The following is a 20,299-nucleotide window of genomic DNA, read 5'->3' as shown; positions in this document are numbered from 1 at the left end:
AGGCCGGAACAAACCGTCGTCGGGCAATGAGATCGACGGGGGCTTGTAAACTTTCGGCGCATCGCGTTTACTCTCGCTTTTTGCGTGAACGCCTTGGCCCTGGAAGCACCGTGCTGGACGCAAACCGAATTTGCTGACCTCGACCTTGGCGACGCGCGCTTGAACAAGCGAGCGAGGACATTGATGGAACGATTGGCGGCCAAGCCGACGGCTGGCGTGCCGCAGGCGTGTCGGGGCTGGGGCGAGACGATGGCGGCGTACCGCTTCTTCGACAACGGCGAGGTCGAGTGGAGTGCGATTCTGGAACCGCACTGGCGGCAGACCGAGCAACGAATGGCCGCTCAGTCGGTCGTGTTGTGCCTGCAGGACACCACGGAACTGGATTTCAACGGCCGGCAGGCCGCGGGCCTTGGGCCACTGTCTTATGAGATGCAGCGCGGGATGTATTTGCATCCGACCTATGCGGTGACGCCTGAGCGGGTGCCGCTGGGTGTACTCGACGCATGGATGTGGGCGCGTGAGCCCAAGGACGCGCAGGGCCAGCGCGGCGGCCTCAAGGAAAGCCTGCGCTGGATCGAGGGTTACGAGCGCGTAGCGGAAACGGCATCGAGCCTGCCACACACGCGACTGGTGTACGTCGCTGATCGCGAGGCAGACATGCTCGCGCTGATGGTGCGGGCGCAGGAGTTGGGCACGCCGGCGGATTGGCTGATTCGCTCGACCCACGACCGCGCGCTGCCCGAGGGAGCCAAGCTATGGACAGCGACGACAGAAGGCACACCGCTGGGCGAGATTGCCTTCACGATGGGCTCGCGTCACGGCGTGAAGGCGCGCCAGGTGCGTCAGCACGTATGGTTGCGGCGCATCGAACTGCCGGCAGGCGTTGGTCAGAGCGTTGCGGCCACGTGTCTGGTGGCGCGTGAGTTTGATGCACCAGGCGGCGTCAAGCCGATCGAATGGCGCTTGCTGACCAACCGCGAAGCCACGACGTTGCAGGAAGCGATTGAACTGATCGACTGGTATCGGGCGCGCTGGGAAATCGAGATCTTGTTCAACGTGCTGAAGAACGGTTGCCGGGTCGAGGCGCTGCAACTGGGCGCGATCGAACGGCTCGAACGCGCGCTGGCGCTGTTTCTGGTCGTGGCTTGGCGAATCGTCCGTCTGATGCACATGGGTCGCAGTTGCCCCGATCTGGATGCCGAACTGTTCTTCGATGTCGATGAAATTCGTGGCGCGTATTTGCTGACCGACGTCAAGCAGCCGGACAAGCCCAAGCTCAACGAGGTGCTGCGCCTGATCGCGCGCCTGGGCGGATTCCTCGGCCGCAAGGGCGATGGCGAACCCGGCACGAAAGCTATTTGGCTGGGACTCAAAGAGGTTCATGTCGCTGCCAAGACATTGCAGAAGTTACGTGCCGGCGGTCACGCTGGAAATTGTGTATAAGCCGATGGGTTATCGGTCCCGCCAATCCTGTATCCTGGAAAAGCCATTTCGCCGCTTGCCGGCATCAATTTTGGGGCTAAATCGAGGACGGGTCCGTTAAGCGTGGCGTCGCCATAGTCGTGAATTGCCTTGGCGAGCTGCTCGCCGCCGACTGCCCACGCGCGAAGCGATTTGACGGACATGTTCATCAATCGGCGCGCGGAGTGCACGGAGAGGCGCACAGTTCCGGGCTCTTTGCGACTGTCCCAAAATTGGTGAAGTGCGGTTTCCTGCGCCGTTAGCGCTTCCCCGAACCCACCGCGACTTTCGCACATTGTTTCTATGCTGATGCACCCCGATTGTAATTCTTCCTTGAAGCCCTTGAGCCAGTCCTAGTGGACCCACTTAGCAGCGTTGGGATGCGGATACCGATATCCAGTACTGACCCGCAGTGACTTATAGTCAACCCCGGTTGCCGTCTTTTCGGTAGTCGGGTCGAAAAAGCCACTCAGTCGAGGTTGCAATCTCGTCCTTGAACTCTTCCAGATTCATTTCGCCGTCGCCTTTGTTTGTTTCGGGAGTATTATCGATTGATGGGTCGAAAATGTAAATTATGTCTCTGAGGATACAGCACCGAACTCGATGCGCGAGGCATTTCGTTCGCTATACCTATGTTCGCGGGAATGCGCTTGCCAAGCGCCCCGTCTTTCAACGACGCGTCGGATGCCTTTTGTGATTTTTGAGACAACGCCCAATCTCGACGGGTGCTCCCCGGGTAACAGGCTTGTTGCCACGTCAACCTTCTGCGTCGCAGCCGACTGAAATAGCTTTGCGCAGTAGGCCTTCCCAAGGTTGCCCCCAGACGTTCAACATGTTCCGTACTGTTGGGCGATAAGTCGCGCTTCCTCCGCGAACTCCGCACGTAGCTTTGCGGGCGCGAGAACTTCCACAGCCGGACCCAATGACCGTAACCACCACCGCAATTTGAGGCTTAGCATAACTGTGCCCGATGCCTTCAATCTGCCGTCTCGCATCTTCGTGAGAGTTTGGTCTGCTGACAGCCCAGTTTCCTTCAAATGCTCGCCCGCGTTTCCTCGAAATGCTATCTCCAATCGAATATGCCCTTGTGGTAGAAAGTCAAACTCACGTCGCTTACCAATGTATTCGGCGAGCTTGAAATCTCTTGGATAGCTAAACCTCTCAGGTAGTACCTCAAAATCTACAATGCGGTCCAGGCGATAGAGGGTCGGCTGGTCGAGGTATTTTTATATCGCAGCTACCATATAGAAGAGACGGCCCGATTCGACCATGGCCAACGGCATGACCGTCTTCGCCCCTGGCTTCTTGTCTGAATTACACCAGTACCCGGGGCGATATTTAACGCGGAGCAGTTGTTCATGAAACAGCGCATGCGTTACTTTTTCAAAAACTTCGGGCTGCAATTGCGGCCGGATGAGAGCAAAGCCACTGTCGACCACATCGGTTTTGTCCGCCCACGATAGGTACTTCAGGGTCCCTGATGCGCGCCTGTGTGAGACAGTCGTCGGCCGTCTCGAAAAGTGGGTCAATCACTTTTTGGACAGACCGGGAATCCGGTCTGTCGCAAATCGTTCCAAGACCTTGAACGCGAGTGCTTCATCGGATGTCATCATGCCGCTGCCTTTGGAAGCGATACCCGCGACCCCGAACTTGCGCTGCCACTGAAGTTCCCGGCCTGACTGCTGACAGACGACGACGTTGCCTTTGCCAGCGCCTCCAGTCTTCGCTGAACCGTTTTGGTATGGTTGACTTGGTGGTTGTCTGCCTCTAGTGCTCGGCGCACGCCAGGTGTCGATGGCCATGGCTGCGGAGACTGGCGCATATTGGGACATTTCATGTCTCAATATGCGGGGGCCATGATTTGACAACAAGAATAGCTGCCACTGATGCGACAGTACGGGTGACGTGGCTGAGACCTGAAATTGCCACAGTTGACGTATCATTGGATTGCGACACGAATTGTCTCGATAAGAGGCTGAGCCTACTTCGCCTGCGTAGTGCCGGCGTTCAGGTCCTTCAGGCCATAGAAGTCTCGTCGCTCTCAGAGCGGAGAGCCGATACGACAACTGGGAGACGCAGCGCATCAGAAGAGCCAATCCGACCTCGTGGCAATGCACGTGCCAGACGGTATCGAGGCATTGTGCACGGCGCTTGCGCAGGCGCTGGTGAGTCTCAGCTCCCGTCAGGAACGCCTGGTGAATTGCGCGAGGGTGGGACAGGGGCATCGAATTGCGACGGGAAACGTCTCGATAAGTGGTTAAGCTTGTATCCGTTCCGGAGTGCCGGCTACTACACTGCGACTATGTGCTTATTCGCTTCCAACGAGCAGTGCGGTAGCTTTTTGCCTAACGTGCCGCGGTAACTGGGTGGGTTTCGCTTCAAGGCTGCCGGAGGCTTTGGGGGCGAATTAATCCAGTAACTTGCGAGGAACAGAGTGAGCGCGCGTTCGCCGGAGTTCTACGGAAGAGTGACGCGCGTAGAGCGAATGTTGAGAAGTTATTGGTGTAAGGTAGAGCGTTGACAAACTCCTTCCTAGCAACATGCTGTCCGCAACGCACGCAGGCGGCCCACGCGTTAAAGGTTCTGTCAGTTCGGCCGATATACCAGCGTGGTTCGCGATTTAATCATGTACGGCTCCCGGTTATCGACCGAGACTCCGCCAGCGCGCTTTCATCTCTTGGGTGAAGGAGATTTGGAACTCGCCGAGAATTCAGACCTCGCTGTAGGTTTCGCGTGAGGTTTTCCGCTGAAAGAGTCGCGGGCACAGAGCGAACATGGCAACTTCTTATTTTGAATTTTTTGGGGAAAATATGCCGATTGATGAAGGTATTGCTAACGCTTACGAAGCGTTCGTGCCGGAGGGCGAGCAATGGCTCGCGTCCTACCCTGATGCTACGTATGGCGGTGTCGATAATTTTCAAGGCGTGTCAACGGGGATGGCAAAGGGAACCAAGGCGGCACACGAGCTTTGGATTTTCCGACTTATTAAGCAGTTTTGCAATGGTGTTTGGGATTTTAACGAACTCAATTCATTCGATGGTTTTGAAAAATTCCATGCTGCACAGGTTAAATCATACAAAGAATATTGGGTCAGTGAATATCAAAAGACCCTGAGTCATCACACTGCGTTGCGCCTTGTTGATTTGAGTATTAAGTGGTTTCGCCGAACGAACGATGAGCGTGTTCGCGCACTTGACAGCACGGGTCTTGCAGCCGCCGTTCGAAAGTACGGCCATACGGTTCTGAACGAGCCAGGACAGGGCCTGCTTAAATTACTCTTTATTGACGAGCCGCGATACCGTGAGACAGGAACAACCGAAGAAATCGAGGCATCGTATCAGGCGATGCAGGCCCGAATTCGGGAGTTCTGCGCGCTTTACGGGGGAAGTCCCTTGGTCGTTGATGTCTTCGCGCGCGCCCGTCACGTCCGCTGAGCGTCTGTTTTAACCAGCCGCCAGGACAGTCTCTCCGTGCGAATGCTGTCCACAGTCGGAGAGTCTGCCCGGATTCCGTTGTCGATAAAAATCTACCGCGGTGCACGTGCGGGTGACGTCACCAACGCTGGCGCAAGCATCGTTTTCTACGAGCGCTGGAAGGCTTTCGTCGGCGAGCCAGGTAAGGCCGCAGAAGCAGTCCGTCTGCTGCAGGACATCGCTGACTACAACGAAGATGACGTCGTATCCACGTATCAGTCGCGGGAATGGCTGCTCACGCTGCGACCGGCGGCGATGCCGTGGTCGAATCGTCTTAAGCTGACTGCTGCCGGACCCGCTGCTGCATCCGCCCCGAAGCAGCAAACGCTTCGGGCGCAGGCATTGGTAGAGGCGATTCTGAAGCCGCTGCCACCGAAGGAAGAGCACTGGACGCTTGTCGACCAGTATCGTGCCCTTGTCGCGCGCCTGGTGTTTTTCCATCAACGCGAGGCGAAGCCTGACTGGTGGGCCGTGTTCCATCGCATGAAAATGACCGACACCGAGCGCATCGAAGACGCCGAGTGCCTGGGCGAGTTGAAGCCTGACATTTCGCGCCCGCCGCAGTCAGATGCGCAGTCCTTCCGTTACTTCTATAAGGTTCCGGACTAGGAAACCAAGCTGCGCACCTGGGTTGCCGCGACGAACGCCCGCACGGGGAAGTCTGTGTCCAAACTCGAGGTCGATATGCGCGGGTTGAGCGTTTCGTTCACCGTGATGGGAGCGTTCACCCCGATGATGTGACGTCTATCGGACCAGGAATGGCTATCGCAACGACGGCGCATAGTGACGCGCTGGAGCACTTCGCGACCTGCATGCAGGGCAGTATCCCTGGCTACCGCGCCGTGGGGGCGCTCCGGCATGACGGCAACTCCCGCGACGACGGCGAGCGCATGGTCCCGATGACGCTCGACGACATCCTGGTCGTGGCGTCGTACAACGTGCAGGTCAATGAGCTCAAGCGCGCTGCCCAAAGGCGCACGCGTGGGCACCGTGGACAAGTTCCAGGGACAGGAAGCGCACGTCGTCATCATGTCGATGGCGACGTCCAACGCGGACTACCTACCGCGCGATATCGAGTTCCTGTTCAGCAAGAATCGCCTGAACGTGGCCATCTCGCGCGCGAAGGCGCTCGCCATTCTGGTCGCGAGCCCGGACCTGCTGACCGTGCCGTGTTCGAAGCCTGAGCAGATGGCGCTCGTCAACACCCTGTGCGCCCTCGTGCACTACTCCGGCCGCATCGCAAGCAGGGAGATGCCCGCCAGCGCCCGGGTGGTGGCTTGAAGGACGGCCGGCACAGGGAGCTAAAGCCACCCATTTCGGGTGGCTTTTTTTATTACCGCCTTCCGGCGTTCATGGTGTTAGGGGCATCGGGAGCGGAGGGGGGCACAAAACGTCCCCTGTTCAAAAATAGTCGAGGGCTCCAGGTCGGTATCTCCTGAAGCCGTCACGTGAGCCGGGCAGAATCAAACGACAGACTCCGACAAAAATGCAGAGGGCATAAACAATGAGAATACTGCACACAGCCGACTGGCAGATTGGCACCCAGTTCGGTCAGTTCACACTCTAAGAGGCCGCGCATCTGACTAAAGCGCGCTTCGAGACGGTTCCGACTGCAAAGAAAGCGGCGGTGAAGAAGGCCGTAGCAGCGAAAAAGTCGGCGGTCCGAGCAAAGAAGGTTACTTCGAAAAGAGTGCGGCCACCCGAGTTCGACAGCTTAAACCGATTTTCGGGGCAGTTTGCGGGCAAAGGCGCTGACAAATCAAACACTTGATGCGCGGACCTTGAATAACTCTGTAGTGGCACGCCGATACCACAATACAGCTTGAAACAAGCCATATTCGTGACTACAGTTGTGGCATGTTTATCAAAGTCACGTCTTCGGGTCCACGCCAGTACGTCCAGCTCATGGAATCCTTTCGCGATGAGCTGGGTGTGTCGCGTCAGCGCGTGATTGCTACCTTGGGACGACTGGAGAGCGTACAGGCCGGCGGTAACGATGCACTGATCAACGGGTTGCTGCGTGCGGCGGGCAAACCGACGCTCAATGAGGGCACCGGCGAGGCCGCCTTTACGTCGGGCCTGTCGGTTGGCGACACCTGGATGCTCACGGCGCTGTGGGAAGAACTGGGCTTTGCCGATGCGTTCCGTCGCGTGCTGCGACCGCATCACCAGTTCGACGCCGAGCGCCTGCTGCGCGTGATGGTGTTCAACCGGCTGTGCGATCCGGAATCGAAGCTGGGCATCACGCGATGGCTCGAAGCGACCATGGTGCCGGACGTTGCACCTGAGACGGTCACGCATCAACGGCTGCTGCGCACCATGGATACGCTGGTCGAGTGCGCCGATGCACTGGAGGAGGTGTCTGCCGCGCTGCTGCGCCCGCTGATCGACCAGGAACTCTCGATCGTGTTCTACGACCTGACGACGATCCGTACCGAAGGCCACTCGGAAATGGCAGGCGAGATCCGTCAGTACGGGCTTGCGAAGGAAGGGGACATCGCGCGCCAGGTGATGCTCGGCGTCGTGCAGACCGCCGACGGCCTGCCGATCCATCACGAAGTGTTTGCCGGCAACGCGGCAGAGACGCACACGCTCGTGCCAACGATCACCAAGGTGCTGGCGCGCTATCCGGTTCGCCGCGTCGTGCTGGTGGCCGATCGCGGCCTGCTGTCGCTGGATAACCTGGAAGCGATCCAGTCCATCAAGGTCCATGACCAGCCACTGGAATTCATCCTGGCCGTCGCGGCGCGACGCTATAGCGATTTCGACGAACTGCTCGCCAGCTTCCATAACGACACCTGCCTGAAGGCCAGCACCGAAGTCATCGGAGAATTCAAGTGGCAGGGTCACCGGCTGATCGTCGCGCACCGGCCGGACTTCGCCGCAGAAATGGGTGCCCGGCGCGATAAGCATATTGCCGAACTTGAACGGGACGCAGCGCGCTGGGCCGACAAGCTCGATGGACAGGACGGCGGGCGCAAGCACAAGGGCCGCAAGCTCTCCGACAGCGGTGCCAAGGCGCGTCTTTATCAGGCAGTCTGCGAAGCGAAGCTCGCATCGATCGTCAGGGTTGATCTGAAATCGGACCTGTTCACCTACGACATCGATGAGCGTGCACTGACCCGCGCCCGCATGATGGACGGCAAGCTGATCCTCGTGACCAACGTGCCGGAGCTCACCCCGATCGACGTCGTGAAGCGCTACAAGTCGCTGGCTGACATCGAGCGGGGCTTCCGCGTACTGAAGTCCGAAATCGAGATCGGCCCGGTGTTCCATCGCCTGCCCGACCGGATTCGCGCACACGCGATGATCTGCTTTCTGGCGCTCGTGCTGTATCGCGTGATGCGCATGCGTCTGAAGGCCCGCGACAAAGCCTGCTCGCCCGAGCGTGCGCTGGAAATCGTCCGGCGCATCCAGTTTCATCAGGTCGTCCTTCATCGGCGCCAAAGCGCAACCGGCCTGTCCACACTGACTCCTGAACAGAAGGAACTCTTCGATGCCCTAAACCTGCCGATACCGACAATCCGTAGCTTGTAGTGGCAAATTTGCACCCCCGGGTTCAGCAAAATCAATCACTTACACGAAAATCTGTCGAACTCGGGCGGCCAAGACGGCGGGTGCTAAACCGAACGCTGTCGTGAGCAAGAGCTTGCCGGTTGCGGCCAAGAGGATGGCGGCGAAGAAATCGACAATGCAAAAGGCCGCATCGACGAAGGCCATGTTGCCTGCAAGTTCGCAGGGGCGCCCCCGAAAGTTCTGGCCGCTCACGCCTCGTAGTGAGATAGGCGGCGCGGCTTTGAAGAGTTTGGCAGGGTCGCTTCTCCCATGTCGGTTCCGCCGCCGGCAAGCGGGCCCACGGTCAGTGCGGCCTATGCCGTTGGAAGCCCGCTTGTTGACCCAAGGGCACAGATGCGCGCGCGGAATCGCTAACCGGCACGCTCCTCTGATTCGGAGTTAGGATTTGTTATCGTCGACGTCACACTGACTTCAATAGCATTGGCTGCTTCGGACAGTACGCCATGAACCACGATAGGCCGGTCGTCTGCAAGCGCCGATTCCACAAGCGGTTGGGGCAACGACTTTGACGGCTTTACTCCCAGGTCGCGCAACATCTCGGCTTGACGGATGACATTGCCTCTCCCGCCGGAAAGCTTGCTGCGTGCAGCTTCGAAGGCTTGTTGAGCTTGGCCGATTCGATTGCCAACCGACTCCAAGTCGGCGACAAAGCCGGAGAGCTTGTCATAAAGCTCGGCACCGCGGCGAGCGATTTCCTGGGAATTCCGGTTTTGTGCTTCCTGCCGCCACAGATGGGCGACGGTACGAACGACGAAGAGCAGCGTGGACGGGCTTACGAGAAGTACGTTGCGACGCCACGCCTCCATGAATAGGTCGTTGTCGTTCGTTACTGCCAACATGAAAGCCGGCTCAATCGGTACGAAGGCGAGAACGAAGTCGAGCGACTTTCCATACAGGTCGTGATACTTCTTGTCAGAAAGAGATTTGATGTGGTTGCGAACTGAGTCCACGTGTTGGCGAAGGGCGAGGGCTCTTTCTTGTTCCGACTCGGAAGACGCATACCTTTCGTAAGCGAGAAGTGACACCTTGGAGTCGACGACGAGCTTTCTTTCTTCGGGCAGGTTAATGACGACATCCGGCTGCACACGAGAGCCATCTTCGCGGGTCTGACTGTCTTGGACGACGTATTCTTCGCCCTTCCGAAGACCGGATGCCTCGAGAACGCGTTCAAGAATCAACTCGCCCCAGTTACCTTGCGTCTTGGACGACCCCTTCAACGCGGAAGTTAGATTTTTCGCGTCTTCGCTTAGAACCTGGTTCATTGCAACGAGTTGCTTTACCTGCTCGGAGAGCGCCGAACGGTCCTTGCCTTCCTGAACATAGACCTCCTCAACCTTGCCTTGGAATTCCGTCAGGCGCGTCTTGAGAGGTTCGAGCAACTGGCCCAGATTAACCTGATTCTGTTCGGCGAATCGCTTCGACTTTTCTTCCAGGATTTCCGTCGCGAGAGATTTAAACTGGTCGCCGAGTGCCTCCTTCGCTTGCATCAAAAGGTGGAGCTTCTCCTCGGCATTCACGCGGTCTGCGTCCGCTTGAGTCCGGAGCTGTGTCAATTCACTGGTCAGTTGGCTTACTGTCCTCTCAGCCGCAATTCGTGCGCTCTTCTCAGTTGCGAGCTGGTTTCGAACCAACGTGGCAGCCTCTTGCTCAGCAGCAAGTTCGGCCGCAAGCTTTCCGTTTTGGCGACCACTTGATTCACGAAGCTCCGTCAGTTGGCCGCTGATGCTGGAGAGGTGCTCCTGTGTGGACGCTAGTTTGTGCTCCAGTTCCGGAATGCGGGATGCTTGCTCTTCCAAAGCAGCCTTGCGCTCGTTTGCGTCTTGGAGTGTGGCCACCGTTACCTTGAGTTTCTCCGAGAGGGAACGGCATTCGCTTCCCAATTGGTCTACCTGCGACGTTAGGGACTCGGCGAGTTGTTGTTTTTGTGCTTCGCTGGTGGACAAGCGACGCAGTTCTTCCTCTCCTCTTCGGACCTGTTCTTCAAGCTTGGAAATGCTGCTCTCAAGCGCAGGGAGGCGAGCGGCCTGTTCTTCCAATGCCGCTCTCCGCTCGTTGGCCTCCTGAAGAGCGGACGTGCACGACGCCAGCCGTCCAGTCAACTCACGAGCCTCTGTTTCAACTTGTGCCACCTGGCTGGTCAAGGATGCCACCAGTTGCTGTTTTTGAGCTTCGCTCGTTGCGACGGTCCGAAGCTCTTCTTCTTTGCCGTGGACTAGCTCATTGAGTTTTTGAATCTCAGCCTGAAGACCTGGAACGTGCGACGAGCGCTCTTCGAGTCGCGCCTGCTCGTCTCTCTTCTTGTCGAATTCCGCTCGGAGACTGCTGTACTCGCGTTCTGCAAGCTCACGAGAGTCACGCAGTGATTTCAACTCGTCAGTGGTGGCTCGCAGGCGCTCTTCCAACTGCGCAGTTTGAACCTGTGAAGCAGCCAGTGTCTGGGAAACAGCCGCCTGGACTTGTAGTGCTATACGTCCACGAGCCCAAATCCAGGATATGAACCCACCGAGAATCAATCCAACTACCAGAATTGCAGAGCCGACCAGTAGGTCCATTTTATATCCTTTGGAGTGAAACGTGAGAAACCCCAGCGAGCAATGCTGCTGATACCGGATATTGCTAGGGTAGCTGAGAAACGAATTCCAAGCAGCGTTGGAAATCGAGTTTCTTTTTCGAACCGCCTCGTGGCCGCCAAACAGGGAAACAATGCGTATCATTGTCTGCTGGGATTCGTTGATACAATGGGCATCGGAGATGTCGAAGACACCTCCGTAAGCTGCATAGGCGACAATTGAACCTGGTCGTTGATGCTCGCTGGCTTACCTCTTCTCCAGGTGCTGAAAGTCGAATGTCTTCCGAATCAGATGCAGAGCCGTCGGGCCGGACCGTTTTCAGGCTGGCGTCTTCGAAAGAGTGACCTAGTGTCTGCGTTATCGAGAAGGTCAAGCAGTCGCTGCAGACGCACGCGCTGAGAATGCATGAGCCCCGGTGTCACACTGAACCGAAAGCACGCGTTCGAGGTGTGCGATTGCGCCGTCGACGTTCTTGCACGTGTATGGCGCTCGATGAGCGCCGCTGTTCAGCCGCCCCTTTTTTCCTGTTGCCCGGCCCGGGTTTATGGCTCTTTTCCATGATTGCCTCTCCGTTCTTCTTTTCGTTCGCAATCCGGTGAGCTCAGGTTAAAATAAAATAAAGACCTATCACAATTAAGGGGCGAGAGTGAATATCGACGAATTCGAAGCTCAAATTGAGCCGGCTACCAGGTGGTTCTTCGACCCGACTGCCATTAAGCTCTCAACAAAAAGTGAATCTGTAGTCTGCCCCGAATCCCTGAAGGATTACATCGACATCGGCTTCAAGGGTTTGGGTATCGCGGGCCTTGAAGGCCAGCCACTCGTATTTCATCTTGTGCCAGAGCTTCTCGATGCGATTGAGCTCCGGGCTGTACGGTGGCAGGAAGTACAACGTCAAGCCTTTCGTTTGTAGCAGTCGGAGATAAGGCCGCAGTGCGCGGGCCGTGTGGACCGATGCATTGTCGAGAATCACGGTCAGCGGCTTGCCGACGTGTTCGACCAGCAGGCCGAGAAATCCGACGAACAGCATCGAGGTCATCGTCTCCCACAACTTCACTGCAAACAGCCCTCCCGAGGACAGCAGTGCTCCGACCACGTTCAGACGCTTACCGCGCCGGGCGTCAATCATGTGTTGCTCCCCGACTGGTGTCCAGGCACTTCGATTCGGCTGCGCTTGCGCGAAGCCCGCTTCGTCTACGTAGGCGAGTTCGATTTCGCCACGCTGGGCTTGCTGGACCAATGCCCCGATTTCAGATTGGGCTTGTCGGAACCGTTGTTCGTCCCGCTTTTTTTAGGCTATGCCGGGTTCGCTTCCATACCAGCCCCGCTCGCTTGAGAACCCCTGTCAGCGTATTGCGATGAACCCGAATCCCGAACTTTTCTTCGAGTCGTGCCAGCAGTTCCGGTGCCGTCAGCGCCTCCTGCGTCGCCCACACCTTCAACTGCTCAACCTGCTGCGGCGACAGCTTCGACGGCGCACCGCTACGCGGCGCGTCCGACAGCACTGCCATGCCTTTCTCCAACCAACGATAGCGCCTCTCGTACACCGCCTCCAACGTCAACTCCTGCCGCCTGGCTATCTCCTTGGCTGGCACGCCGTTGCTAAACATCAGAATCGTCCGGGACCTGTCTCGTGTTCTCCAATCACGGCGGCTTCTCGCCAGAACCTCAAGCTCGCTACGTTCTTCCTTCGTCAGTTCCAGCGGTTTCAATACGGCCATCGTTTATGTCGCGGTTCTTGTTCGGCCCGGGAGTATAGAGATACTTCTCATGAGGCGCTTAAGGCATTTTGTGCCAAGCATGGAACGAAGGCGGTGATTTTCGACGTCATCGCCCGCGCGGAACATCTCGCGAAGGCCGCGTAAGCAGTCCAGACGAGCGGAGCGCTGCGGGCTTTGAGCGGCGGAGAGGATTCGTGACCGCACTGGCCACGCTTCTTCGGCGTGCTGACCGCGGTCCTTCAAAGGCTGCTTTGAAATTCTCGGCGCGATGCTGGGCGTAGCGGTAGCTGCGAGCTTCGTTGTTCTGCTTATCATGCTCTTCGTCGGCGCCGTTATTGGCGGCATCACTGGGGACGGGAATGCCGCAGCCTGAACAGACGCGGCTTATTTCTCTCCACGCGCCCGAGCCCAAGCCTCGCCGTGGAAGGCTTGGCCCCAAGTACAGGCTTTCTCAAGTGCGTCTTCGAAGGTAAGTGCGTGGAACCACTGGTCGCGACTCACCTCCCAAGAATAGCCGAGCCGCTTGCCATCTATCTGGAAGTACGGCTGGCGCGCCTTGACGAGGAAGCCGAGCACCTGCACCGGGTCGAATACGCTGTTATGCAGGATTTCCTCGATGTCGTCGATGGTGTTTGCCGTTTCAAGGCCGGGCAGTTGCAAGCCGCCAGCGAGCAGGGCATCTCGCGCATCGGACAGTTCGGCTTCGATTTCCGAACGCGTCGGGTCGAAGAAGTGCCAGTCAACGAGCATGGAATCGAGATGCATGATGCGCTCGAGGCGCACCGAGAGGGCGTTGCAACGGATGAAGCATTGGATGGGCGTGCCGGTCATCTGGTCTCCTCTTGTCAATAAACAGAATTGTCGGGCACAAATGAGACAAAATCTGTCTCTTTTTTGCAGGTATCGTTGCTGATTAGCGACCGCGACGGGTCAAGCGGCTCATGCTTCGTCGTCCTCCGTCTCGCCCCAGACTTCTCGCGAATACTGTTCTGCCCAGTCGAGCGCCGCGCGTTGCGCGGCCTCGTAACTCGGTGCGTGAAACCAGGCGGTGCGCACCGGCGCCCATGAATAGTGAACTTCACCATTGCCGACTACGACGAACTCGCGCTGCCGGGCCTTGACCAGCCAGCCAAGCTCTCCGTTCTCGTCCTCGATAAAGGCTTCAATCTTCTGGCGCAACTGCTCCGCGTCGGCGGGTTGGTCTGCCTGTCCTTCGAGGAAATCGCGGCGCAGCGCGAGCATCACCGAGTCGAAATCATCCGTGAATGCCTTCCTGATATCCGCAGGCAGGCGCCCGTCGTCGAGCATCGCGTCGACGTGAAAGACGCTCTCGAATCGAAAGGCCAGACGACTGAACTCTGCGCTTAGGGCGGGGGTGTCGTTCAAGCTCGGTCCTCCTCGATGTGCAATGTTGTTGCCACTATTGAGCCCGTTCCGACGCCGCGAATGCCCGCGACGTCGAGACCGATATCGGTGTTTTCGTTGGCCGGATTGCGGTACCACGCTTCGAGTGCGGGCAGCACATTTGCATATTGAGTAGCGAGTTCCTGGTCGAGCGGCATCAAGAATGTTCTCCTATCGTGGGCAAGACGTTAGTGTGCGCTGGGGTTGAGACATTCGGTGGCTCGATTTTTTTGATTTTCGTGTTTCAGGGCGAAAGACCGCTTTGAACATACCGGCCACCAGAAGTGGGTCTGGCCGGATTCAATATCGTCAAGTATGGGTTGGCCCTTTCGAACATACGTTACTGACAACTCGCTGCGGGACTTCAGGAGGGTGTTCGCCATCCTGCATGATGGGCCACCGCCCAAGTGTCGAATTCTCAATCAATTAGGTACTTGCAGCCGGAAGCTCAGACCTGTCGGTGGGAGGAAAAGGTTACCTAAAACTGGTAGCGTCTACCTTTCGGCGAAGCTAGAAACGGACGAGGGCAACGTCGCACGCAGCGCACCGAGCTGCGCCGGGGGGCACTGCGCTTCGGCATGCAGAGCAAGTTTCCCTCTCGCCGAGTCCGCGTATTGCCAGTGCTTGGCCGGTGCCGTGAGCGCGCACCATATGGTGAGTCCTGGCTGATACCTCCATACCGTGAAGGTTACTAACAACGCTCGAATCGGAACGAGATTTCGAATGGATGCCTTTCGTTATACGCCCGGTGCGGACTCTGGCCGTGCACTTTTCTTCTTCCAGTGCCTGCACCGCGATTCGTTGTAAGGTGAAGATGGCCAAATCCGCCGAGCATTGCAGCCAGCTCATCGTACCCGGACAGTAGCGCAATTCATACCAAGTGCGGCGAGAAACCTCCGCTGGCCGCCCCACGATAATATGAAAAAGCACACGGCAACGCGGCTCCGCCGCGTCGTCGAGCGCGGCATCTGTAGGCGATGGCATGTCCCCAAACGCGATTATTTTGAGATGACCTGCCAGCCAGGGGTGGCTCACGACAGACACTCTACCGCTCATTAAGACTTCCTCGAATCCCCGCACGGTCAAGAAAAGGAAAGGACGCGTACCCGTCGGCTGTCAGGCGATAGTGCACGGCGACGACAATAAGTTGCTCATATTTTGATTTGCGTGCAGCAGCAATTAGTGTGGGCATGGCGGTTCCGAAACGTCCGAACGGTATGTTGCCTGCTGATAACGTATTGTACTTTTTTATCAGGACACGTTATGTCTCAATAAGAGGGTCGCGGTGGGGCGGCCGAAACGGTGTATTGCGTCGCTGTGACCAGCGTCAGCCTCCGGCCCAGAGAGTTCAGGAGAGGGCGAACTGCATGCTTGAGTTGGCGAACGCGGCGTATGGCTACGGATTTGAACAGCCAGATTGCGCTCAACAAGGCGGAAATCGACCGGCTGCGAGCGGCCATCGAAAAAACGGAGACCGCCAGCCGGGCCGCGCTTAAGGGAAGCCGGCATTAGATTCTGGTTTTCACGTGCCACCCGGAGTTATGGAGCGACTTGGGCATCAAACAGCGGCAACTAGCGGATTTAAAAGCCGCTGCGTAACCGAACGCTGTCCTGACCTCGCAGGCGGTGCGCCGATGCGAAGTTTAATGACAAATCGAAATCCACGCCCTATGGGCGTGGTCATCGCCTAACTGGCTATGCCTGTTAGAGCACCTGCCCATGCAGCTACCTTTCTGTGTGTTGTCCCCACAACGGGTAAAAAGGAAAACAAGCATGAGCAGGTTCAAGAGAGCATCGCATGTCATATGGCATTGCAATACCACATTGTGTGGGTGCCGAAGTATCGGTTCCGTGTGTTGTAAGGTCCGGTCGGCAAAGAAGTCTACAAATGTGTGATGGTGTTTAGTCAGCAACTGGGCTGCGAGGTTGTAGAACTCAATGTTCATCCGGACCATGTGCATCTTTTGGTGAGCATTCCGCCGAAGCTGTCGGTACCATGTTCGTGTGAGTGTTGTGGCGCGTTAACACGATAGACGCAGTGCTCTCGATATGACCAAATTCGTCGAGCCTGACGGGGTTACCCCGGGCGAGATATCGCAAGACAGCGACCATTGCGAGCGTATCTGATTTACAGTAACGAAGTAGGCCCGCGCGTATTTCTCCCGCTCCCTTGTCATCGCACGCCGGGTCGGCAAGGTCCCACCACGCGCGCTGAGCCGCGCCGCCATCGGCAACCCCGTCGAGTGCTCCGTAGTCGAGTTCCGCACACATCGTAGGCACGACGGCCTTTATCGAGAACGACCCCTTCATCGCGGGATGGTAATAGTATTTACGCACGAGAGGCAGCAGGTCTACGATTCGGTCAAGTAACGCGGTCAACTGTGCACTGTGCTCGGGAAGCAGTCCGGCTAGCTCACGGATGCGACTTGCCTCAAAACTCGCGTTGTAAACGAGAATAGGGCCCGTGCGACCCAAACTGGATAGCAGACTGCGAGCAAACTCCTCGACCGGCGAATTGCCTGAGACATCCAGGAATTCCTGATGCGTTAGCGTTCCCGCTTGGCTTTCGGTGTGACATGACCACTGAAAGGGGACCTGCTGATAAGGTCGAATCCCCGCCCAAAGCGGCACTGGCGAAGAGACGGTCTCAAAGTCCAGGAAGTACCGGGGATACGCGAGTGTTTTGATTTCCCTCTGTATGTCGGCATCGTAATAGACTTCGTTCAACCGAGTGGCACGCCAGATAACGCGCTGGCTTGCGCTCGGGATGGCTGCAGCCGGCACGGTGAGAAGGTCGTCGTAGCCGTCAGCACGCAGACGTCTTGCCGTGTTGCCGTGTAATATCTCGACAGGATGGTCGGGTGATACGGGCTCTTGAGCTGAGCAATAGTGCTTGAACGGACATTCGAAAGGTGCTCCGCAATGGTCACCGGTTTGAATGTCAGGTTCTGCTCCCGACAACATGACACGGAAATCCGTGACGCGGCTTTCTACGCCGCTCTTATAACTTTGGATTCGCTGCGTAACATCGACGAGTGTCAACAGACCTCGGTAGTCTCCATTGCCCCGATAGACGAACTGGTTGTTCAGATGCGCGAGATGCACTTCGCGTAAGGGGTAGCCGGCACCCTCGGCGACCCAGGACTGGACAGCACAGTCCTGCAGGTAATATTCCTTGATTGAAGTCGATGCTTTGACCTCGACCATACACCAGCCGTCCTCGAGCTTGACGAACCCGTCGGCACGCGAGACTACCCCCTTATACGAAAATGCCGCTTCGTACACGAAGGTCCGGCTCGCTGCGTTGCGTTCAAGGACGTGCGGTGTTTCAGACAGGGCTTGCGCAATCTCGGTCTCGTGTCGGATAAGTTCGCCAGGACCAAGGATTTCACGAGCCTTATCTCCCAGCACGTGGCCGAGTCGAAATATGTGTTCGCTCGCAGGTGACACTTGCGCAAGGTCCCGCCTATGCATCTCGAGCCACAGGCGTTTTGGACATTGGAGTCCGGAAAGGATTTTCGATTTGGACAGGCGATAGGGTTGATTCATTCGCGCTCGTAGATTGGTGGTGACTTGGTGGCGGGTAAGCTCACATTCCGAGTGTGCTAGCGGAGCTGCACTTTCCAATGCGTGGGGGCTGTCTTGGTCGGCACGCCATTCGCGTCACATCTCACCACCTTGTGATAGGCGGCTTCCATGGGTATCGGCAACCAGTCGAAGGAGCCGAAGTCTTCAAAGTCAGTGAGGACCTTCCGAAGCGCTCCGTTCTGGCGGTTCTCCACCCTTGGGTCGATGGGTGACATGAGAAGCAATTTGGTGCGGACGTCCGGGTTCGCCTTGAAGGCTGCTTGCATCGTACGGAAACGAGCAAGTTTCGACGCGAGTTGCGGCGTTCCCCAGTTCGTTACGCCTTTTGCCTCAATGAGAACGAGGTATGTGACAGGTTGGACGGCGTCTACCGACTTCTCGTCGACGGAGAAGCAGACCAGGAAGTCGATGTCTTCTTGCGAGCCTGTGACCGGCCCACAACCGTCTTCATCAAGGACGAGTGGCATTGGGCTGCCGACTTCTGGATTCAGAAGCGCTGCGTACAACCAGTCCAGATGGTAGTCCATCGCTCCATAGATGTCATACGGCTCGGAACTCACGCCGTATAGTTCTGTGATGTTCCTCATGAAACCGACGGCGGGTTCGAAGTGCGCATTCCCAAGAATGTGGCTGACGAGAGCGAAGCGTTCTTTCGCGTTGAAAAGTTTGAGGCGGCTTTGAAGGGTGCTCATCGAAAGATGGGTGAGTTTAGTGAGGTGTACTGTCAACAGCAGACACTCTTTTCTTAAGCCGCCTGTTGTTGTTTGCTGAACGCTTCGGCAAACAACGCTGGCGGAACATTGCCTAGGCGTGAGTGGCGCCGTTGGCGGTTATAAAAGCTTTCGATGTACTCCTGAATTGCCGCCTTCGCGTCGGCACGCGTGGCGTAGCGATGGTGATGTATCAGTTCGTTTTTTAGACTGCCCCAGAAGCTTTCCATCGGAGCATTGTCAAAGCAATTGCCCTTACGCGACATTGAGGCCTGCATGCCGAATTGTTCAACCAGCTTCCGATAGTCATGAGCACAGTATTGACTCCCACGGTCCGAATGATGAATCAAGCCTTTCTCGGGGCGTTTGTTGCGCACAGCACGCCACAGAGCTTGCGCCGTGAGTCCTTGTGTCATGCGCTCACCCATGGCGTATCCAACCAACTCACAGGTGAAGACGTCCTTAATACCGGCGACGTAGAGCCATCCCTCGTCGGTGGCACAATAGGTGATGTCTGTCACCCAGGCTTCGTTTGGCCGCGTTGGCGCGAACGTCTGGTTCAGCAGATTGTCGGCGACAGGCAAGTTGTGATTCGAATTCGTCGTGGCTTTGAATTTGCGCTTCTGCTTACACCGCAGATTGAGCTCTCGGCGCAGGCGAGCGATGCGGTCGCGGCCGGCTATAAAGCCTTGTGCCTCAAGCTCAGGCTTCACGCGTCGCGTGCCATAGGTCTCGCGGCTCTGCTTGTGCACAGCCTTGATGGCGACTTTCAGGCGTTCATCAACCTGCGCACGTGGAGACAGCTTACCTTTAGACCAGACATAGAAGCCGCTGCGCGAAACCTTAAAGGCACGGCACAGGACAGCAATTGGATAATCGAGTCGCATCGTATTCATGACCGCGTATTTGGCAGCGACTCCTGCGCAAAATACGCTGCCGCTTTTTTTACGATATCTCGCTCCATCTTGGTCTCCGCCAGTTCCCTACGTAGTCTGGCTACCTCGGCTTCTAATTCGGCAACCGTACGACTGCCTGGCGCCGTCACGGCGCCATTGCCACGCTTGGCTGCTTTGACCCACGTGGCCAAAGTCCCCATCGGAATGGCAATTCGCTTCGCCGCTTCATCCAGCGTCAGGCCCTGTGCAAGCACAAGCTTTACAGCTTCTTCACGAAGCTCTGGCGTGTATGTTCTTGGTTTCGTCATCTGTGCTCCCATTGATAAAGTTTATCAAAAAGGAGTGTCTTAAAAAGTCAGGCTACCTCATAGTGGTAGTGGCAGTTGCGGCGCCGTTTGGCCCGGCAGCCCGTTTGTACAATGGGGTGCGCGGTTTATGAAGCGCGCCTGGATTGAATCCGCGATGGCTTGCTCCGGCTTACCCGTTGCGTCTCTCTCGATAACAAGACCGATAGTAAGCACAAAAAGAGACAAATGGCGTCTTGATTTAAACGGCGCGCGGCATCGTTTTGAGCATTGCAGCTGTGACGGATGGCTACATGCTGAGCAGGCGTTCTCATTGCCGTTTGTCGCCGACGACTTCTATGACCGAAGGGCCCTGCCCGGCCTATGCGTCCTTGCCGGCATCTCGAAGTTAATGCAAGTGATTTTCCTAAGCCACTATGACCACATGGTTGGTCTCGTAAAAGAGGTCTTTGTGGCGGAAGCCAACATACGACACCTGAGCTAGTCCTGTTCGGCACCGATAGGTCTTTCGTGCTGCGGCCGAGCCGTCCAGGACTACTCCTCGTCGCAACAGACGGCGACCATAGCCTGGCCAAGGCCAGCAGTCGGGACGGGC

General features: G+C 57.1%; 18 protein-coding genes and 2 pseudogenes. 7 read left to right on the top strand and 13 right to left on the bottom strand.

All coding sequences use genetic code 11. From position 1 onward, the window contains the following. Positions 1 to 93 precede the first annotated feature (93 nt). The gene (locus tag P0D84_RS10735) at positions 94 to 1,443 is read left to right on the top strand and encodes an IS4 family transposase (RefSeq protein WP_459252212.1); all 1,350 of its coding nucleotides are present in this window, start codon (positions 94 to 96) and stop codon (positions 1,441 to 1,443) included. Between the two features lie 845 nt (positions 1,444 to 2,288). Here P0D84_RS10735 and P0D84_RS10730 read toward each other — a convergent pair. From P0D84_RS10730 to P0D84_RS10720, 3 genes are all read right to left on the bottom strand, one after another. Then, positions 2,289 to 2,534, bottom strand: a complete 246-nt coding sequence (locus tag P0D84_RS10730; RefSeq protein ID WP_459252200.1) for a WCX domain-containing protein — start codon at positions 2,532 to 2,534, stop codon at positions 2,289 to 2,291. A gap of 153 nt (positions 2,535 to 2,687) precedes the next feature. Continuing rightward, on the bottom strand, positions 2,688 to 2,900 hold the full coding sequence (locus tag P0D84_RS10725) for a hypothetical protein (RefSeq protein ID WP_408335928.1): 213 nt from the start codon (positions 2,898 to 2,900) through the stop codon (positions 2,688 to 2,690). Between the two features lie 90 nt (positions 2,901 to 2,990). Next, positions 2,991 to 3,293, bottom strand: a complete 303-nt coding sequence (locus P0D84_RS10720) for a hypothetical protein (RefSeq protein ID WP_408335925.1) — start codon at positions 3,291 to 3,293, stop codon at positions 2,991 to 2,993. A gap of 942 nt (positions 3,294 to 4,235) precedes the next feature. Here P0D84_RS10720 and P0D84_RS10715 point away from each other — a divergent pair. The 5 genes and pseudogenes from P0D84_RS10715 to P0D84_RS10695 all read left to right on the top strand — a co-directional run bounded on the left by P0D84_RS10715 (position 4,236) and on the right by P0D84_RS10695 (position 8,471). After that, positions 4,236 to 4,895 (top strand): hypothetical protein, encoded by a 660-nt coding sequence (locus tag P0D84_RS10715; protein ID WP_408335922.1) that lies wholly within the window; start codon positions 4,236 to 4,238, stop codon positions 4,893 to 4,895. 42 nt (positions 4,896 to 4,937) lie between these two features. After that, complete coding sequence (locus P0D84_RS10710) at positions 4,938 to 5,543, top strand: hypothetical protein (protein WP_408335919.1); 606 nt, start codon at positions 4,938 to 4,940, stop codon at positions 5,541 to 5,543. A gap of 339 nt (positions 5,544 to 5,882) precedes the next feature. Then, the gene (locus P0D84_RS10705) at positions 5,883 to 6,215 is read left to right on the top strand and encodes a C-terminal helicase domain-containing protein (RefSeq protein ID WP_408335916.1); all 333 of its coding nucleotides are present in this window, start codon (positions 5,883 to 5,885) and stop codon (positions 6,213 to 6,215) included. A 223-nt stretch (positions 6,216 to 6,438) separates the two neighbouring features. Then, a pseudogene (locus tag P0D84_RS10700) lies at positions 6,439 to 6,582 on the top strand (metallophosphoesterase family protein); the annotation flags it as partial. A 209-nt stretch (positions 6,583 to 6,791) separates the two neighbouring features. Further along, positions 6,792 to 8,471: an IS1634 family transposase gene (locus P0D84_RS10695; protein ID WP_408331403.1), complete on the top strand. Its 1,680-nt coding sequence runs from the start codon at positions 6,792 to 6,794 to the stop codon at positions 8,469 to 8,471. A 39-nt stretch (positions 8,472 to 8,510) separates the two neighbouring features. Here the strand turns inward: P0D84_RS10695 and P0D84_RS10690 are convergent, their stop codons facing one another. The 7 genes from P0D84_RS10690 to P0D84_RS10660 all read right to left on the bottom strand — a co-directional run bounded on the left by P0D84_RS10690 (position 8,511) and on the right by P0D84_RS10660 (position 14,366). Further along, positions 8,511 to 8,654: a hypothetical protein gene (locus P0D84_RS10690; RefSeq protein ID WP_408335913.1), complete on the bottom strand. Its 144-nt coding sequence runs from the start codon at positions 8,652 to 8,654 to the stop codon at positions 8,511 to 8,513. Positions 8,655 to 8,860: 206 nt separating this feature from the next. Then, complete coding sequence (locus tag P0D84_RS10685) at positions 8,861 to 11,062, bottom strand: DNA recombination protein RmuC (RefSeq protein ID WP_408335910.1); 2,202 nt, start codon at positions 11,060 to 11,062, stop codon at positions 8,861 to 8,863. Between the two features lie 739 nt (positions 11,063 to 11,801). Beyond that, the gene (locus P0D84_RS10680) at positions 11,802 to 12,320 is read right to left on the bottom strand and encodes an IS630 family transposase (protein WP_408335907.1); all 519 of its coding nucleotides are present in this window, start codon (positions 12,318 to 12,320) and stop codon (positions 11,802 to 11,804) included. A 10-nt stretch (positions 12,321 to 12,330) separates the two neighbouring features. Then, positions 12,331 to 12,801: a helix-turn-helix domain-containing protein gene (locus tag P0D84_RS10675; RefSeq protein ID WP_408335904.1), complete on the bottom strand. Its 471-nt coding sequence runs from the start codon at positions 12,799 to 12,801 to the stop codon at positions 12,331 to 12,333. Positions 12,802 to 13,185: 384 nt separating this feature from the next. Further along, entirely contained in the window at positions 13,186 to 13,632 is a 447-nt protein-coding gene (locus P0D84_RS10670; protein WP_408335901.1) for a hypothetical protein, read from the bottom strand. Between the two features lie 108 nt (positions 13,633 to 13,740). Next, entirely contained in the window at positions 13,741 to 14,187 is a 447-nt protein-coding gene (locus P0D84_RS10665; protein ID WP_408335898.1) for a hypothetical protein, read from the bottom strand. Further along, positions 14,184 to 14,366: a hypothetical protein gene (locus tag P0D84_RS10660; RefSeq protein ID WP_408335895.1), complete on the bottom strand. Its 183-nt coding sequence runs from the start codon at positions 14,364 to 14,366 to the stop codon at positions 14,184 to 14,186. The genes P0D84_RS10665 and P0D84_RS10660 overlap by 4 nt, the downstream gene beginning before the upstream one ends. 1,612 nt (positions 14,367 to 15,978) lie before the next feature. Here P0D84_RS10660 and tnpA point away from each other — a divergent pair. Continuing rightward, positions 15,979 to 16,199 (top strand): annotated as a pseudogene (gene tnpA / locus P0D84_RS10655) (IS200/IS605 family transposase); the annotation flags it as partial. On the opposite strand, the gene P0D84_RS10650 reads toward tnpA, so the two are convergent. The 3 genes from P0D84_RS10650 to P0D84_RS10640 form a co-directional block, all read right to left on the bottom strand. Continuing rightward, a complete protein-coding gene (locus P0D84_RS10650) occupies positions 16,141 to 17,169 on the bottom strand; it encodes a DUF2779 domain-containing protein (protein WP_408339770.1) in 1,029 nt (342 codons plus the stop codon). The pseudogene tnpA and the gene P0D84_RS10650 overlap by 59 nt on opposite strands. A gap of 641 nt (positions 17,170 to 17,810) precedes the next feature. Beyond that, positions 17,811 to 18,485, bottom strand: a complete 675-nt coding sequence (locus P0D84_RS10645; RefSeq protein WP_408335892.1) for a hypothetical protein — start codon at positions 18,483 to 18,485, stop codon at positions 17,811 to 17,813. 53 nt (positions 18,486 to 18,538) lie between these two features. After that, positions 18,539 to 19,707, bottom strand: a protein-coding gene (locus tag P0D84_RS10640; RefSeq protein WP_408335889.1) for an IS3 family transposase whose coding sequence is annotated in 2 segments (ribosomal slippage) — positions 18,539 to 19,443 and positions 19,443 to 19,707 — 1,170 coding nt in all. Because the reading frame shifts where the segments join, the coding sequence is not laid out codon by codon here. Positions 19,708 to 20,299 lie beyond the last annotated feature (592 nt).

Source organism: Paraburkholderia sp. RL17-337-BIB-A (assembly GCF_046025895.1).
In the GTDB taxonomy this organism is placed as follows: Bacteria; Pseudomonadota; Gammaproteobacteria; order Burkholderiales; family Burkholderiaceae; genus Paraburkholderia; species Paraburkholderia fungorum_C.
Note: the sequence above shows the minus strand (reverse complement) of the source record. Positions and strands in the feature narration are given on the sequence as shown.